Source organism: Flavobacterium sp. Root935 (assembly GCF_001429295.1).
GTDB lineage: Bacteria > Bacteroidota > Bacteroidia > Flavobacteriales > Flavobacteriaceae > Flavobacterium.
Genome location: NZ_LMJL01000012.1, coordinates 43,417 through 61,116, shown reverse-complemented (window position 1 = coordinate 61,116; position 17,700 = coordinate 43,417). Strand labels below are relative to the sequence as shown.

15 protein-coding genes are annotated in these 17,700 nt (G+C 32.1%); 10 read left to right on the top strand and 5 right to left on the bottom strand.

From position 1 onward, the window contains the following. Nucleotides 1-3: 3 nt before the first annotated feature. From ASE40_RS14970 to ASE40_RS14930, 9 genes are all read left to right on the top strand, one after another. Nucleotides 4-534, top strand: coding sequence for a mechanosensitive ion channel domain-containing protein (locus ASE40_RS14970; protein ID WP_057117896.1), 531 nt, complete (start codon nt 4-6; stop codon nt 532-534). A gap of 102 nt (nt 535-636) precedes the next feature. Continuing rightward, nucleotides 637-1,737 carry an AI-2E family transporter gene (locus ASE40_RS14965; protein WP_057117895.1) on the top strand — a complete coding sequence of 367 codons (1,101 nt, stop codon included), beginning with the start codon at nt 637-639 and terminating at the stop codon, nt 1,735-1,737. Between the two features lie 74 nt (nt 1,738-1,811). Further along, nucleotides 1,812-3,644: a hypothetical protein gene (locus ASE40_RS14960; protein ID WP_057117894.1), complete on the top strand. Its 1,833-nt coding sequence runs from the start codon at nt 1,812-1,814 to the stop codon at nt 3,642-3,644. A 186-nt stretch (nt 3,645-3,830) separates the two neighbouring features. Further along, on the top strand, nt 3,831-4,349 hold the full coding sequence (locus ASE40_RS14955) for a hypothetical protein (protein ID WP_057117893.1): 519 nt from the start codon (nt 3,831-3,833) through the stop codon (nt 4,347-4,349). A 206-nt stretch (nt 4,350-4,555) separates the two neighbouring features. Further along, nucleotides 4,556-6,175 (top strand): hypothetical protein, encoded by a 1,620-nt coding sequence (locus ASE40_RS14950; protein ID WP_057117892.1) that lies wholly within the window; start codon nt 4,556-4,558, stop codon nt 6,173-6,175. A 182-nt stretch (nt 6,176-6,357) separates the two neighbouring features. Continuing rightward, complete coding sequence (locus ASE40_RS14945) at nt 6,358-8,889, top strand: PIG-L family deacetylase (protein WP_057117891.1); 2,532 nt, start codon at nt 6,358-6,360, stop codon at nt 8,887-8,889. A 113-nt stretch (nt 8,890-9,002) separates the two neighbouring features. Beyond that, nucleotides 9,003-10,724 carry a sodium:solute symporter gene (locus tag ASE40_RS14940; protein WP_057117890.1) on the top strand — a complete coding sequence of 574 codons (1,722 nt, stop codon included), beginning with the start codon at nt 9,003-9,005 and terminating at the stop codon, nt 10,722-10,724. A gap of 209 nt (nt 10,725-10,933) precedes the next feature. Beyond that, the gene (locus tag ASE40_RS14935; protein ID WP_057117889.1) at nt 10,934-11,536 is read left to right on the top strand and encodes a hypothetical protein; all 603 of its coding nucleotides are present in this window, start codon (nt 10,934-10,936) and stop codon (nt 11,534-11,536) included. Between the two features lie 38 nt (nt 11,537-11,574). Continuing rightward, complete coding sequence (locus tag ASE40_RS14930; protein WP_057117888.1) at nt 11,575-12,201, top strand: MCP four helix bundle domain-containing protein; 627 nt, start codon at nt 11,575-11,577, stop codon at nt 12,199-12,201. 277 nt (nt 12,202-12,478) lie between these two features. On the opposite strand, the gene ASE40_RS14925 is transcribed toward ASE40_RS14930, so the two are convergent. The 5 genes from ASE40_RS14925 to ASE40_RS14905 all read right to left on the bottom strand — a co-directional run bounded on the left by ASE40_RS14925 (nt 12,479) and on the right by ASE40_RS14905 (nt 16,322). Next, the gene (locus ASE40_RS14925) at nt 12,479-13,321 is read right to left on the bottom strand and encodes a DUF2911 domain-containing protein (protein WP_057117887.1); all 843 of its coding nucleotides are present in this window, start codon (nt 13,319-13,321) and stop codon (nt 12,479-12,481) included. 70 nt (nt 13,322-13,391) lie between these two features. Continuing rightward, nucleotides 13,392-14,054, bottom strand: coding sequence for an HAD family hydrolase (locus ASE40_RS14920; protein WP_057117886.1), 663 nt, complete (start codon nt 14,052-14,054; stop codon nt 13,392-13,394). 67 nt (nt 14,055-14,121) lie between these two features. After that, nucleotides 14,122-14,835, bottom strand: coding sequence for a ThiF family adenylyltransferase (locus ASE40_RS14915; protein WP_057117885.1), 714 nt, complete (start codon nt 14,833-14,835; stop codon nt 14,122-14,124). Nucleotides 14,836-15,078: 243 nt separating this feature from the next. Beyond that, nucleotides 15,079-15,723, bottom strand: coding sequence for a TatD family hydrolase (locus ASE40_RS14910; RefSeq protein WP_057117884.1), 645 nt, complete (start codon nt 15,721-15,723; stop codon nt 15,079-15,081). Further along, entirely contained in the window at nt 15,723-16,322 is a 600-nt protein-coding gene (locus ASE40_RS14905; RefSeq protein ID WP_057117883.1) for a DUF1684 domain-containing protein, read from the bottom strand. Before ASE40_RS14905 ends, ASE40_RS14910 begins: the two co-directional genes overlap by 1 nt. Nucleotides 16,323-16,421: 99 nt before the next feature. Here ASE40_RS14905 and ASE40_RS14900 point away from each other — a divergent pair, with 99 nt between their 5' ends. Further along, nucleotides 16,422-17,642 carry an MDR family MFS transporter gene (locus ASE40_RS14900; protein WP_057117882.1) on the top strand — a complete coding sequence of 407 codons (1,221 nt, stop codon included), beginning with the start codon at nt 16,422-16,424 and terminating at the stop codon, nt 17,640-17,642. Nucleotides 17,643-17,700: the final 58 nt, after the last annotated feature.

Sequence of the window (17,700 nt, the reverse complement as noted above, 5' to 3'; positions counted from 1 at the left end):
TTTATGTTTTCTTTTAAAGAGTATAGCCGCGAAATCTTAGCTACCATAATTCTCATTCTTATATTGATTGTTCTTCGAATGGTTATTGCAAAATTGATAAGACGTTTTGCCTCTACTAGTCATTTGTTTGAACATCGAACCAATTTAGTAATCAAGTATATTAATATTTTAATGAATATATTGGTTACAACCAGTTTAATTGTGGTTTGGGGCGTTGAAACGCAAGATATTTTCATTACTATATCTTCGATTGCAACTGTAATTGGCGTGGCTATGTTTGCACAATGGTCGATTTTGAGCAATATTACTTCTGGAATGATTTTATTCTTTTCTTTTCCCTTTAGAATTGGGGACACTATAAAAATACATGATAAAGATTTTCCTATCGAAGCGGAAATTGAAGACATCAATACCTTCCATGTGAGCTTAAAAACGAAAGAAGGCGAGAAAATTATTTTCCCAAACAATTTATTACTGCAAAAAGGAATCTCTATTATTCCCGCCAAATATGAAGAAAGAGAGTTTTTTGATTAAATGTTAATGGGAATTCTATAACGCCGCGAAGAAAAGCTAGAACAGAAAAGAGCAAATAAAGTGTAATATTTGTTTTATAAAACCAGCTTAAATCTTCAAATAATGACTCGGCCCATAACTTTACCTTTTTATGCAAAGCTTTGCTTTATACTTGTTACTTTAATTTGTTTTGCTTTTATTTTTTGTACTGGAAAAGATATTCTGACTCCAGTTTTAATGGCATTTTTATTTGCTGTTCTACTACTTCCCATTTTTACCTTTTTAAATACAAAATTTAAATTCCCAAGGCATTTAGCCGCAATAGTTTGTCTTTTAATTTTTCTATCCTTCATTGTCGGTATTTTGGTTTTCATTTCCTATCAGGTTACTTATATGGCGAATGATTTTGATACCATAAAGAAAAATGCAAATACTTTTATCATTGAAATTCATAAATTTATTAGAGAAAATTTTCAAGTAAGCATTGGAGAACAAAAAAAATATCTGGATACAGTAACAAAAGATTCAGTTAAAAACGGCCAGGCTACAATAGTATCTTCTATAATATCTATAAGCGATGTTCTTTTGGATAGTACGATTATCGTAATTTATACGTTTTTGTTTTTAATATATAAAGAACATTTTAAATTGTTTTTAGCTAAATTAATAAGCCAAGAAAATCATCCGGTTTTAAAAGACATTCTTTCGCAGATAAAAGTTTCTGTAAACAATTATATTGTTAGTTTAATTATTGAAATGATTGTTGTTTCCATATTAACCAGTTTAGGATTGTGGATTATTGGCATTAAATATTTTATATTGTTAGGACTTATAACTGGAATTTTAAACCTAATTCCTTATATCGGAATTTTAATTGCCGGAATCATTACCGTATTAGCATCATTAACTGGATCTGCAGATACTTCTGTTATTCTTGGAATTCTGATAGTAAATATAATTGTTCAACTTATTGATAATAATCTGCTTGTGCCATTAATTATTAATTCTAAAGTTGAAATCAATGCGTTTGTTTCTATTATGGGAATTATTGTTGGCGGCGCTGCAGCAGGAATAGCCGGAATGTTCTTAGCCATTCCGCTTTTAGCCATTCTAAAAATTATATTTGATAGAATTGAATCACTTTCACCTTGGGGATATCTCATGGGCAATCACGTACCTAGGAAATTTAAATGGAGAATAAGAAGGACTTCTGTTGAGCATTAAAAAACTTATTTTTTAAACCTATTATTTATTCCTATATTCATAAACAATAAAATTATTAGAAGTAAAATTACCGAATGTCTTTAAACAATAAAATAGTATTTTTTATTCTGTTATGCTTTTGCTTGCAAGGTGTATATGGACAAGTAGATCAAACTAAAAAAGAGCCAAAACCTCAAAAAGACAGTACTGAAATCTATAACAAAATTCGAAATTATTCTAAAAGAAATAAGTTTACGCAAACTATGCATAAACTATTTTTTAGATCGAGGAAACCAAAGAAAAAAGAAGAACTTTTGGTAAAAATAGACTCTACAAATTATGAAGGCAAAATTATTCGAAATATAAATATTATTACATTAGATCCGTTTGGTCATTCTGTTGCAGACACCACACAGGTACCCAAAAACTGGGGAGAACGAACAGGAAACAAGCTTCATTTAAAAACAAAAAAAATAGCGATTTATAATTTATTGTTATTCAAACGAAATACACCTTATAATACCTATAAAGTTTTAGAATCTGAGCGTTTGATTCGTTCCCAGCGTTATGTGACCGCCGTTCGAATCTCCAATCAATCTGTCGGAAAAGCATCTGATTCTGTAGATGTTACAATTAGAGTTTTAGATTCCTGGAGTACAATTCCGAGATTTTCTATTTCGAGTAATCAAGTTTCGATTGGTTTTAAAGAAAAAGACTTTTTTGGCTCTGGACAGCAGCTGGAATACCGTTTTACGAATCGATTTGATGATGGACGAAATGCTAATGAAGCAACCTATACCGTTCCGAATATCAAAAACACTTATATCAGTACCATTCTTCATTACAAAATGGACTTAGATAATAACTATATCAAAAGCATTGATGTAGAACGTGATTTCTATTCTCCTTTAACCAAATGGGCGGGCGGAGTTTATGTTGATGAATATTACAGACGAGATACTCTTCAAGCTCCCGATCTTTCTTATGCCTATCAGCCGATGAAATATACATCACAGGATGTTTGGGCGGGACGAGCTTTTAAAATGTTTAAAGACGATCATGATGCAATAACCAACCTTATTACAACTGCGAGATTTCTAAATGTCAATTACAGCGAATCGCCAACAGAAGTTTATGATCCAGATCATTTTTATTCAAGTGAGAAACTGATTCTAAGCGGTATCGGATTGAATACTCGAAAGTTTATCAAAGACAGTTATATCTTTAGAAATGGACAAACGGAAGACGTTCCTATAGGCAGAATATATGGAGTAACATTTGGCTATCAATACAAAAACACATTTTGGAGGCCTTATGTCGGCGCACAATTTTCATTTGGAAATTACTATCGATTAGGATTTCTGAGTATGAATTTTGAGGCTGGAACTTTCTTTCATCAATCTAAAACCTACCGTACTGCTTTTTTATTTGAATCGAATTATTTTACAAAGTTGTACAGTATTGGGAACTGGAAATTAAGACAATTCGTAAATCCAAAATTTGTTTTTGGCATAAACCGTGACAATGTGATTGGTGATGAACTTAATATAAATGAACAAAATGGTTTAGCAGGATTTAATACCGCATTGTACGGGACAAGTAAAGCGGTTTTATCCCTGCAAACTCAAACCTATTCTCCGCATGCATTATGGGGTTTTCGTTTAAATCCATTTTTTAATTACTCTATCGCCGTTTTAGGAAGTCCAGAAGTCGCAATGACTAAAAGCAAACCGTATTCTAAACTCACCCTAGGATTGTTGGTTAGTAATGACTATTTGGTTTTTAGTTCATTTCAGCTTTCAATTTCATATTATCCAAGTATTCCGCTTCAGGGCGATAATGTTTTCAAAACAAATACTTTTGAAACTACAGATTATGGACTGCAAAGCTTCGAACTTGCAAAACCAAGAGTTGTTGATTATAAATAATTTTATTTTTTTTTCTAAATTTTCAAAAAAGTGTAAAGCAATTTATAATCAATTATTTAGCATAAAAATTTTCTAAAAACGACTCGTCGAAATGCATTTTTATCCGATAAAATACATTTGCTTTATTTTTTTGGCACAGTATATGAATATCTTTGAACAAGATTAACATTTAAAAAAATAAACAAAATGAAAACGATAAAATTAGCAATCGCCGGATTATTTCTAATGGTTGCAAATGCCACGCAAGCCCAAGTATCGATAAACGTAAACATAGGAAATCCTCCAGCTTGGGGTCCTGCAGGATACAGCGAAATGGAATATTATTATCTTCCAGATATTGAAGCTTACTATGATGTTCGTGCTGCCCAATTTATATATTTTGGAGGAGGAAGATGGGTTAGAACAACTTACCTGCCAAGACAATATAGAAACTATGATTTATATGGTGGTTATAAAGTAGTTTTAACCGATTATCATGGTAGAACTCCTTATACTTATTTTGATCGTCATAGAGTAAAATATTATAAAGGATATCATGGTGCTCCACAAAGACCATACAAACCAAGACCAGTTTATGGTTACAATGATCGTCGTCATGACCACAGAGATTACAAACATTATGACAAACACGATAAGCATCATGATAAACATGACAGACATGATGATCGTCACGACGACCATGATCACGGACGTGGAAGAAGATAATACTAAATCACTAGTTTTCAATACAAGAGAGTATCAAATAATATGATACTCTCTTTTTTTTGCGAATTTAACTTTGAACTTTTGTTAAATCTTTGTAATTTACATATAAATCACTGAAAAACAGTTAGTTTTAAAAAATTAACCATTGTTTAATGAGATTCTGACTTATATTTGCACCGAATTTTAAAAATCCAAAAAAGAAATTTATGAAAAAGAATGTTTATTTGCTTTCATTTTTAACAATGTCACTATTAATAGGCTGTGACAATAATGATGATAACAAAAACGATAACCAATCGTTGAATAACATTACTATTACTTCAGATCAAAATGCTTTAAATCAAAGGCTTGATTATACCAATTCTGGAGTAATTTCTATTGAAAACGGTTCTTTAACAGGAAAATCTGCTGACAACACTATTACAACTTTCCCTTTAGTTCAAATTGCTGAAGTAAAACCGCCAGTTGATGCTAACGGAAAAACATTACAAGCAAGCCACGTTACAGTAAACGGAAACTATGCTTATGTTTCTTATATCACAAGAGGCGATGTATATTCTGGAGCGATCGATGTAATTGATGTTTCAGATCCATATAAACCAAAATTAGTTACATCAGCTTTAATTCCAAATACTGATATTACATCTCTTACCTACTCTAATGGAAACTTAATTATTGGAGCAGCAAAAGATGTAGATAAAGACCCTTTGCTTGCAAACAATCCTGCAATAGTTTTTAATATGCCATTAAGCTCAGGATTACTTACTGATAAAGTAACGACTAATTATTTAGAAAGCAGAGTTACAACAGATGTAGCAGCTAATTCTTCTAATTATTTTGCTGTAACTGGAGATAACGGAAGCTTGTTTAAAATGAGTACTTCTACTAAAGCAATTACTGGTAAAACTGCAATGTCAGATCTACGTTCTATTGCATTAACTTCTGATAAAGTCGTGACTTTGAGTGGAAATAAAGGAGTTAACATCTATAATCAATCGACACTTGCTTTGCAAAAAAGCTTTACAACTTCTACAGATATAAGCGGTGCAAAAAGAACAATGGATATTGATGGAACAAAACTTTTGGTTTCTGAAGGTCCAAATGGTCTTGGTGTTTACGACATCAACAGCGGTTCTAAATTACAAACAATTGGAATTACTACTGCTGGCGAAGATAATGTTACAAATGCTGTTTCTGTAAACGACGGATATGCATTTCTTGCAAATGGTGCTTTAGGCCTTAATGTTTATCAATCAGGAACTCAATTAAGTTTATTAGGTTCTGTAGGAATTGCAGGTTCTTCAAACTACGTAAAATCAAGCGGAAACTATATTTACGTTGCCAGCGGAACAGGCGGTTTGAAAATCATTAAGATGGAAAAACCAAACACTACATTTGCCAGTTGTTCTTCATACGGAATTTATAATCAAGGCAGAGATTTGATTTTAAACTCCAATGAAATTAAATCTTACCAAGGTGCAACAGCTATCAATTCGGCAATTGTAAATTCTGGTGCAGTTTTAACACATTGCGGCGCTATAACTGTTTTAAGTAACTTAACTTTAAACACTAATGGTACTTTTAATATGAGAGGAAGTTTGTCTCAAGGTAAATATCTACAGTCAACAGAGCTTATCATAAATAATAATGCAGTATTACAAATTGAAGGTTCGGTTGTAATTTGGGGAGATTTAAGATTAAACAGCGGTGCTAAAATTAATTTCATCGGAAACGATTCTTCTATTACAATCTACGGGAAAGTTACAAAAGGAAGTAATGTTACAATTACAGGAACTTACAAAGACACAGAAAACAAGTTGAAATAAACAATAGTTAAATTTCAAAACCTAAATATTTTGAAAGCTGCCAGAATTAATCTGGCAGCTTTTTTTATTTTAACTGCTTTAATTAAGGTACAATTATTGTGCGTTAACAATTCATTTAAATAATCTTCCATAAAATAATTAGTATTTTTGGGACAATTTCAGAAAACAACTAACTCTTTACCATGCGAAAAATACAGATCCAAATCTTTCTTTTATTTTTTATAGGTTTTCAAACTTCATTTGCACAACAGCCACAAAAACCAAATTCGGTTGAAATTTACAATCAAATCAAAAAATTGAACTTTTTAGGCTCTGTATTATATGTTGCTGCACATCCTGATGACGAAAATACTCGAATGATTTCGTATTTGGCAAATGAGATGAATGCCAGAACTGGTTACTTATCGTTAACCCGCGGTGATGGAGGACAAAACTTAATTGGACCACAATTACGTGAATTATTAGGTGTTATAAGAACGCAAGAACTAATTGAAGCCAGAAAAATTGATGGCGGAGAACAGTTTTTCTCCCGTGCAAATGACTTTGGTTTTTCTAAAAATCCAGATGAGACTCTAGATATTTGGGACAAAGACAAAGTCTTAGCAGATGTGGTTTGGACAATCAGAAAATTTCAGCCGGATATTATTATTAATAGATTCGATCACCGTTCGCCAGGAACAACGCACGGTCATCATACATCCTCAGCAATGTTGAGTGTTGAAAGTTTTAAATTAACCAATGATCCAAAAGTTTACCCAGAACAATTGCAATATGTAACGCCGTGGCAGGTTAAAAGACAATTTTTTAATCCGTCTTGGTGGTTTTACGGAAGTCAGGAAAAATTTGATGCCGCTAATAAATCTAAATTTACCAAATTAGAAACTGGGGTTTATTATACTGGAATTGGGAAATCCAACCAAGAAATTGCAGCTTTAAGCAGAAGTCGCCACCAATCTCAAGGTTTTGGAAGCACGGGAGTTCGTGGCGAAGAAACCGAATATTTAGAACTTATTAACGGCGAAAACCCAAAAGAAAGAGATAATTTATTTGACGGAATTGACACAACTTGGAACCGAGTTAAAAACGGAAAACCAGTTGGTGACTTAATTACTTCGATTATTTCGAAATATGATTTTAGTAATCCATCTGCAAGTATTCCAGATTTAGTAAAAACTTATTCTATGATCGAGGGTTTGGAAGATACACATTGGAAAACTATTAAATCTGCTGCTATTAAAAATATCATTGCATCTTGTTCAGGATTATATCTTGAAGCAGTTTCAAATGAGCAGGAAGCAACTCCAGGAAGCACAATTAGATTGAGTCTTGAAGCTATTAACAGATGCAGTGTTAATATGCAATTGGAAAGTGTAACAACATTGCCAGACAATAAAACTACAGTTCAAAACAGCGTTTTGAAGAATAATAACGATCAGAGAATCAATCTTCAATTACAACTTCCGAACACTATTGAGTATACACAGCCTTATTGGTTAAAAGAAAAAGCAACTGTTGGAATGTACACAGTTTCTAATCAGGAAAATATTGGAATTCCAGACATCATCAGAAATGTAAAAGTTGTTTTTAATGTAAAAATAAACGGTGTAGAAATTCCGTTTGAACGAACTGTCGTTTACAAATATAATGACGGTGTAAAAGGAGAAATGTATAATTTTCTTGATATTGTACCAGAAGTTACAACCTCAATTTTAGAAAAAGTTTTGATTTTTAGAGATACTAAAAGCAAAATGATTCCTGTAAAAGTCCGCGCAGGAAAAGACGATGTAAAAGGAAATTTACAATTAGAATTGTCAAAAAGCTGGAATGTTTCTCCAAAAGAAATTCCGTTTGTACTAGATAAAAAAGGAACGGAACAAATATTTTATTTTGAAGTAACTCCTCCCGTTAACCCAGAAGAAGTTGTGGCAAAAAGCATTGCAGTTGTAGACAACAAACGTTTTGATAAAGATCAAACGATTATAGATTTTAGCCATATTACAAAACAAATGGTATTAAAACCAGCAGAATCTAAATGCATTCGAATCGATTTAAAAACTTCTGGAGATGCAATTGCTTACATTATGGGAGCAGGCGACGAAGTTCCAGAAAGTTTAACTCAAATGGGATATAAAGTGTCGATCTTAAAACCAGAAGAAATTACGCCAGAAAAATTAGATTCCTTTAGTACTGTTATTACAGGAATTCGCGCCTACAATACAGTAAGTGCTTTGGCTAACAAACAAAATATACTTTTTAATTTTGTTAAAGGCGGTAAAAACATGATTGTTCAGTACAATACTAACGGAAAATTGGTGACCGATAAAATCGCACCTTATCCGTTAAAATTATCTAATGACCGTGTGACCGAAGAAAATGCAAAAATTACTTTTCTAGCTCCAAATCACCCAGTTTTGAATACGCCAAATAAAATTTCTTCAAAAGATTTTGAAGGCTGGACACAAGAACAAGGTTTGTATTATCCAAATGAATATGATCCTGCCTTTACTCCTATTATTTCGTCGCATGATAAAGGAGAATCTGCTAAAGATGGTGCTTTATTAGTAGCTCCGTACGGAAAAGGATATTATATTTACACAGGTTTGAGTTTATTTAGGGAATTACCAGAAGGTGTTTCTGGAGCATATCGATTATTATCGAATATTATTTCTCTAAAACAGCCTATTGAAGCTCCTAAACAAGACATAAAGCAATAATTATGGAAGCGAAAAAACAAAAAAAATGGAAAAAAAGCTACACCTATGTTTTGGTCGCTAATGCAATTTATATTGCTATTTTTTTCTTAATCATGCAATTATACTCATAACCTATGCAGCTATTTGACTGGATCGTACTTATCGTAACCTTATTATTTATTGTTGGATATGGTTCGTGGAAAACCAAAGGCAGTAAAAATGTTGAGGATTTTATTTTAGGAAATAATGAAACGCCTTGGTATACTGTCGGACTTTCTGTTATGGCAACCCAGGCTAGCGCCATTACTTTTTTATCTACGCCTGGACAAGCGTATCACGATGGAATGGGGTTTGTGCAGTTTTATTTTGGTCTGCCAATTGCCATGATTGTGATTTGTGTAACGTTTATTCCGCTATATCATAAAACCAAAGTTTATACCGCTTACGAATTTTTAGAAAGAAGATTTGACGTAAAAACTCGTTCTCTTGCAGCTATTTTATTCTTGGTTCAAAGAGGTTTAGGAACTGGTTTAACAATTTATGCACCGGCAATTATTTTGTCAGCGCTTTTAGGATGGAATTTAACCATAATGAACATTATAATTGGAGTTTTGGTTATTATCTATACTTTTTCTGGTGGAACAAAAGCCGTAAACGTGACACAGAAACAACAGATGTTTGTAATCATGTCTGGAATGTTTATCACTTTTTTCCTGATTCTGCATTACCTTCCAAATGACATGACTTTTAACAGTGCGCTTCATATTGCAGGAGCAAATGACAAAATGAATATTGTTAATTTCTCCTTTGATCCCGAAGAAAAATATACTTTTTGGAGCGGTATTACCGGCGGTTTCTTTTTAGCACTCGCCTATTTTGGAACAGACCAATCACAGGTTGGACGCTATCTATCAGGAAAATCGGTACGTGAAAGCCAGATGGGATTAATCATGAACGGACTTTTAAAAGTTCCGATGCAATTTTTTATTCTTCTAACAGGAGTAATGGTTTTTGTATTTTTTCAATTCAATCCAGTACCATTAAATTTTAATCCGAATAATAAAATTGCTATTGAAAAATCTGCATATAAAGGAGAATATCAAGCTTTAGAAAAAAAACTAGAAAAACTTTCTGAAGATAAAAAGGTAATCAACTTATTGTATATCGATCAGTTGAATCAAGATTATGATAATCCGATTTTGCGCAAAGAATTAGTTGCTTTATCTAATAAAGAAAAAGACCTTCGCGATAAAGCCAAAGAAATTATTTCAAGAGCCGACAGTAATTCTGAAACCAACGACAAGGATTATGTGTTCTTTCACTTCATCCTGCATTATTTACCAAAAGGACTTATAGGATTGTTATTGGCCGTTATCCTTTCGGCAGCAATGTCGTCTACGGCTTCCGGACTAACAGCTTTGGCCTCTACAACCGCAATTGATATTTATAAGCGAAACGTCAGTGAGAAATCGGAAAAGCATTATCTGAATGCTACAAAGTTTTTTACACTTTTCTGGGGCGTTGTTGCTATACTTTTTGCCTGCGTTGGAACTTTGTTTGAAAATTTAATTCAGCTCGTAAATATTATCGGATCTATATTTTACGGAACGGTTTTAGGTATATTCTTAGTTGGTTTCTATTTACGAAAAGTTCAAGCAAAACCAATGTTTATCAGTGCGATTATCAGCCAGCTTACGATCTTTGTAATTTATTATTTTATGATTTACAGTCAGGAAAAACTAGGTTATTTATGGCTTAACTTTATTGGAGCAATCTTGACAATTGTAGTAGCGATAATATTGCAGTTTTTATTTTTTAAAGGGAAAAAAGAAAATGATGAATTAATTTTAGAATAAGGAGACTCAGAAAATCTTACTACCCTCCCTGATTGAAGCGGCATCCTTTTACTTTTTTCTTTAAAAAACAAAAGATAAATCGGACAGCAGGAAACAGCTTCAAAAAATATACTTCAATATTAAAAAATTGTAAGTAAAAGTGCTATTTTAGTTCTTCCAAATAATCTTAAAAGATTAACCAAAAACAACCATAAACCAAAGAACTATAAATGAAAATTTCTGACGATTTAGAAAAACTGCTGCCATTCGGTTACCTTTTCCTAATTTTAATGGGAATACTAAAAGACAGTATTTATTATTATCAATTTGGAATCAATATTTTAAGATACTCTACAATTATGGATGTGTTAATTAGTCCAATTGCTGAGTTTACTTCAAATCCAATTATTCTAGCTACGATTATTCTAATGTTTATAGCACATTTTTATCTGCCTGCATATTTAGCTAAGAATAAAGACAAAGCATTTATAAAAAAAACTTTTGAGTTAAAATCGACAGATGAACTATCTGCAGAAGAAACTAAAAGCTATTACAACGGTATTGCTATAAAATCTCTTGCAATAATCTTATTGTCATTCTTTTTAGGTTACGGACTTGCAGGTGGTTATTTTGGCAAAGAAAAGCTGAAAAACAACAAATTAGAATATAGTTATCAATTGGATTTTAATGAAGGTGAATCTAAAAATGTATCTTTAATTGGTAATAACAGTTTGTACTATTTTTATTTTGTCAAAGGAGATAAAACTATAAAAATCACACCTTTGTCATCAATAAAAAACATACAACTGATTCAAAACAAAATGATTAATTAAAAATTCTTCTTTTTTAATTTCTCCAAAAAACATCATTTATGAAAGATCTAAAAAAATACAGCAATAAAATGAAGGCTGCTTTTATTCTATTAGTAGTGATGTTAATCATTTTATTAGGAAACTTTAATACGCTTCGAAACTCTAAAAACGTAAATGATAATATCAATGCGATTTATAAAGATCGACTGGTTGTTGCACATTATATTTTTCAATATTCTAAAGAACTTCACTTTATAAAAGCTGAAGCTGAAAAGCTAAATTTAAACGACACTATAAAGAAGAGAGAAATCAATCACACTTTAGACATTATTCATAACATAGATGATTTGTATGCTAAAACGGTTTTGACCAATAAAGAAAAACAGCATTTTGATATGTTTTTGCAGTCTTGCAAAGAAATAAACAAACAAGTAGAAAATAAAAATTGGAACGAAATTGCCAATTCTAGTGCAAAAGCACTAAAAACATTAGAATCATTATCGCAGATTCAAATTGAAGAAGGAAAAGCTAAACTGGCTGCTGCTAATGCGATGTACAGTAAAAACAATAGCCTTGGCCAGCTTCAAATTGCGCTTCTAATTATTCTGGGCGGAATTACCTTTTATCTTTTGATCAAGAAAATAAAGAAAACCATTAAAATTCCTGAACCACCGAGTTTGAATTAAATTTTAAATTCCAATTTTTATCCCGAAACTTCGGCACTAAATTCCAAAAGAATGAGGTCTTATAACGCAATCATTATAGTTAACCGCAAAGTTCGCAAGGTTTTTTGGCACACAAAGCTTGCTAAAAAAAATGTTCGCAAAGCTGCGAATAAACTTTTTGAAATTTGTGTAAATCTTTACGTGCTTTGCGGTTAAAAAACAAATAAAAAAAATTCCAAAACCCGAAAGCTTTGGAATTTGGAATTTTATATTTGAGATTTATAATTTGCAAAAATTATTATCTGCTCCACTCAGCGATACTGTCTTTATTTAATTTTACGTAATCGGCATTATTTGCTGCTTCTGCAGATGCCAATGAAGCTTTTGCAGTTTCAATTGCTCCTTTTTTATCTCCTTGTTTTGCTTGAATCTGTGATTTTAGTCTCGTTACATAGTATGGTTTGTCTGTACTCATATCAAGAGCTTTGTCTACGTAAGTTCTTGCAGTTTCAATGTTTCCATTTGATTGAAATAAATATTGAGATGCTGCATAATAATCATTCCAAGTTGGACCTGCTAAAGTTTTTTCAATACTTGCCACAGCAGTTTTAGCGGTTGGAACTTCAAATTTTAAAGCAACATGAGAGTTTTCCCAAGACATTTCTAAATAACCAAAATTTGGATCTAAACCATTAATTCCAATTGTAAATGTCTCAACTGGTGTTGGTAATGCATCTTCTTTTACAGTAGTTTTTAAAGCAACATAAGCATCACTCCAGTTTTCTGGTAATCCCCAGTTATCTGTAGAAAGGTAAAAAATAACGTCCCAGCTTTCAATTCTTGGCACTGTATAAATTGCATATTTCCCTTTCTTTAAAGTTTTTCCATCAATTACCACATCGTCACTGAAGTTGATGATCGTATTTTCATTAGCTCCAGTTCTCCATAGTTTCCCAAACGGAACTAAATTCCCGAAAACCGCTCTTCCTCTTGCTCCTGGTCTTGAATAAGTAACTTCAACATCAGTTAAACCAACAGTTTGTTTGATATATCCTTTTGGACTTGCTTGTGGAGTTTTTACTTGTGCTTCTGATGCTAATGGTGCTAAGATCAGGGCTAATGCAATAAGTAGTTTTTTCATTCTTATGATTTTTTTGTTTTGTTCAAATTTACAAATTCAATAAGGGAACAAATGTTAAATTTTATATAATTCAAGACTTTAACTGTGATATTTTTTCGGCATTTAATTCGTTAAAATGATCTATAACTAAATCTGCTTCTTTTAAATCCTGCAGGTTAGAATGCTCACTTTTATATCCCACACAAAATATTCCAGCTGCTTTCGCCGCTTTTACTCCGTTTGTGCTGTCTTCAATTATAATACAATCTTCTTTTGGTGCAATAGAAAGAGAAGCAGCGTGAAGAAATATCGCCGGATTTGGCTTTGACTGCGGAAAATCTTCACCACTCACAATATGCGTAAAATACTGATGCAGATTGAATCTCGTAAAAACACGATCGATTGTTACTTTTGATGCAGAAGAAGCTAAAATTAATTGTATTCCGTTATTGTACAAATCTTTAATTAAATCTTCAACACCATCCAAAAGATAGAGATCTTCTTTAGTATCAAATGCGTCATTAAAAATATTACGTTTTCTCTGAATCAAATCTTCCACTTCCTGCTCTACAGATGGGAAATAACTCTTCAAAGTTTGAAATGTATTTCTAGTAGAGAATCCTGTAAAAGAAGTGTACATCTCTTCAGGTACTTCTATATTTAATTCCGAAAATTGTAGATAATAAGCATAACGGTGAACAGGCTCTGTATCTACAATTACGCCATCCATGTCGAAAATTACTGTTTTAATCATTTTTTTAAGATTCTGAGGTTCTGAGGGGCTAAGGTTTTTTTTTACTGAAAACTGCGACTGTGACTGATTACTTTTTCAGAAGATGTCTAATTACTGTTTCAGCAGCGTGCAAACCAAATAATCCTGGCATATAACTGTTTGTTCCGTAAAATGACTTTTTAAAGTTTTTTCCGTCGGTTAATTTTAAACTTTTTTCGTCTTGAATTTCAGAAGAAAAAACCACTTTTAATTTATTGATTTTTGCTTCTTTCAAACGCTTACGAATTGTTTTAGAAAAGTAGCAGTTTATTGTTTTAGAAATATCGGTTACTTTTACTTTAGAAGCCAGCATTTTACCGCCAGCACCCATACTGCTAATTATTTTTACTCTTTTTCTTTTCGCAGCAATAATCAAATTCAATTTTGGAGTAATACTGTCAATACAATCTAAAACATAATCAAATTCTGGAGAAACAATTTCAAAAGCACGTTCTGGAGAAAGAAATTCCTGTACACGCGTCAAATTTAATTCTGGGTTTATATCCATCAATCGATCGCCTACAATTTTAATTTTTGGCTGACCAACTGTAGAATGTAACGCTGGTAACTGACGATTTATATTGGTAATATCCACAACATCTCCATCTACAATTGTCATGTTCCCTACTCCTGCTCTTGCTAAAAACTCAGCTGCAAAAGATCCAACTCCTCCTAATCCGACTACTAATACATTTGAATTCTGTAAATTACTTAATCCTTCTTTTGTAAATAAAAGCTCAGCTCTTTCTGTCCACTCTGCCATATACTCTATTATTGTTTTTTTTATGTTTGTTTATCTATTTTGTTTCAAGTTTCAAGTTTCAAGTTTCAAATATGTCATGCGGAGCGAAGTCGAAGCCCGATTTCTTACTGTTATAAACTTAAACTTTACTCAGTGTGAAAAATCACATTCAACTTTTCACGTTCAACTTTTCACGTTCAACTTCTCACATTTAATTTCTCACATTTAACTTCTCACATTTAACTTCTCACATCTCACTATTCCCTATCCAAAGACACTTTTATAATTACTTGAAATAATACTTTTTAATTCTTTTAATTCTAGTTTTTTATATTCTGATGCTAATTGATAAACTTGCTGAATTGTTTCCTCCATCATATCGGTTTCTAAAAAGAATTTGTCGTTTGGAACGCTTTGAAAAACAGCTTTTAAATCTGGATTTTTCAATAAATATTTTCCAAATGAAAGATAAAATCCTGCTGCAATTAATTGTTCGGCAACCTGTTTGTTTTTAGAAAATCCATGAATAATCATCGGAACTGTAATTTTCAATCTTTTCCTAATTTCAATTACTTCTTGAAAAGCTGCGACACAATGTATTACAACTGGTTTTTTGAATTTTTCTGCTAATGCTAATTGTTGTTCAAAAACTGAAATTTGTAAATCCAGCGGAATATCAATTCTTTTATCTAAACCGCACTCTCCTATTGCCAGACAATTTTCGGTTTGCAATTTTTCTTCTATAATTTTCAAATCGGCATCAATGCGATTTTCTTCAATATACCACGGATGAATTCCCATCGAATAAAATGCAATTGAAGCATCAAACTCTTTCGGATATTGGTTAACCAATTCTAAAACATCTGCCTGATTGGTAAATTGATGGGTATGAAAATTAAAATATTCCATTAATGAAAGGTTTTAACACCCGCTTTAACTTCAATTTTCAAATCATTTTCCTGCGGAACTAGTGGACAAGAATACTCGTAGTTATAAGCACAATACGGATTATAAGCTTTATTGAAATCGACTGCAATTGTATTTCCTTTCGGAATTTCAAGATCTATGTAACGGCCACCGATATAACTCTGTTTTCCAGAGGTTAAATCTGAAAAAGGTAAAAACAAATGATTTTTGTATTTCTCCTGTACTATAAGTTCTAAATTTTGGTAAACGTTCAATTTGAAATCTTTACCTTTTATTTTAAAATATAAAGTACCGTATTTAATATATTTTGAAGTATATTTTCCCGACTCTTTCATTTCAAAAACTTTTCCTCCTTTAGCTTTTACTAGAGTAGCATTTACAAAAAAAGTTTCGTTTACGGGATAAAATTCTAAGCTTTTAAAAGTTTTTAAATCTTTAGTCATTAACGGACTAGTCTTAGGATCAGCAAATTCTGAATTCAATTTCTTCTGAAATTTTTCTACTTCACTTTTACTAAATTTTTTTTGGCCATAGCCAAAAGTAAAAACCAACAATAAAACTAGGGCGTTTAATGTTTTCATCTTAGAAATTTTCTGCAAAAATAGTTCAAAAGTAACAAAACAACAACCACTTAACGCGACAAAGTTTCCTAACTTTGTGACGATAATCTATCAAACAAAATGCTTAAAACCGCTTTTACCCATTACATCAACAATTTTAGAGGATTTACAAGAGAAATTTGGATTCTTGCCATCATCACTTTTATCAATCGTGCTGGAACAATGGTACTTCCTTTTTTATCCAAATATTTAAAAGAAGATCTTCATTTCAGTTATAATCAAGTCGGATGGATTATGGTTGCGTTTGGCTTTGGTTCTATGCTGGGTTCATGGCTTGGAGGTAAACTTTCAGATAAAATAGGCTTCTATAAAATCATGATATTCAGTTTGTTTACAAGCGGTGTTTCTTTATTCTTTGTTCAATATATCACTACTTTTTGGGCTCTTTGCGTTGCCATGTTTTTATTAATGACAATTGCTGACATGTTCAGGCCGGCGATGTTTGTTTCTTTGGGAGCTTATGCCAAACCAGAAAATAGAACACGTGCCCTAACGCTTGTGCGTCTTGCTGTAAATTTAGGTTTTGCTGCAGGACCTGCACTTGGAGGTCTAATTATTATGGGAATGGGCTATTCTGGTCTTTTCTGGGTTGACGGGGCTTCTTGTATTATTTCGATTTCAATTTTTGCTTTATTAGTAAAAGAAAAGAAAAAAGTAGTTCACGATGATAAGACCGAAAGCGCTGTTGAAACTAAATCTGTTTTTCATGATAAAATTTTCTGGGTTTTCTTATTTGTGAGTTTTATCACTGCAATGATATTCTTTCAGCTTTTTACTACTTTACCTTTATATCATAATGAAAAATTTGGCTTAAGCGAATTTCAAACTGGATTATTAATGACACTCAACGGACTTTTGATTTTCTCTTTAGAAATGCCTACGGTTGGATTTTTAGAACGAAAAGCTTTTCCTAAAATCAGAATTATCATTGTTGGTTCTTTTATAATGGCTCTGAGTTTCTTTATACTTCTTATCAATTTCTGGGCAGGCATATTAGTAGTCAGTATGGTCTGTATTTCTATTGGAGAAGTTTTAACTTTTCCTTTTTCGAATGCCTTTGCTTTGAGCAGAGCACCACGCGGACAAGAAGGTCGCTACATGGCTCTATATACTATGAGTTTTAGTCTTGCTCATATTATTAGTTCAAAAGTCGGGTTTGAAATTATCACAAGATTAGGATACCAAATCAACTGGCTATTTATGGCTTGTATTGGCGTAATCGCAACTGGATGTTGTATCTGGATTAAAAATGCTCTTGTTACAGAAAAAGTGACACAATAAACTTTTAACCTATTAATCTATTTAAATTCAATTAATTACCATTAAATTTGAATCATAT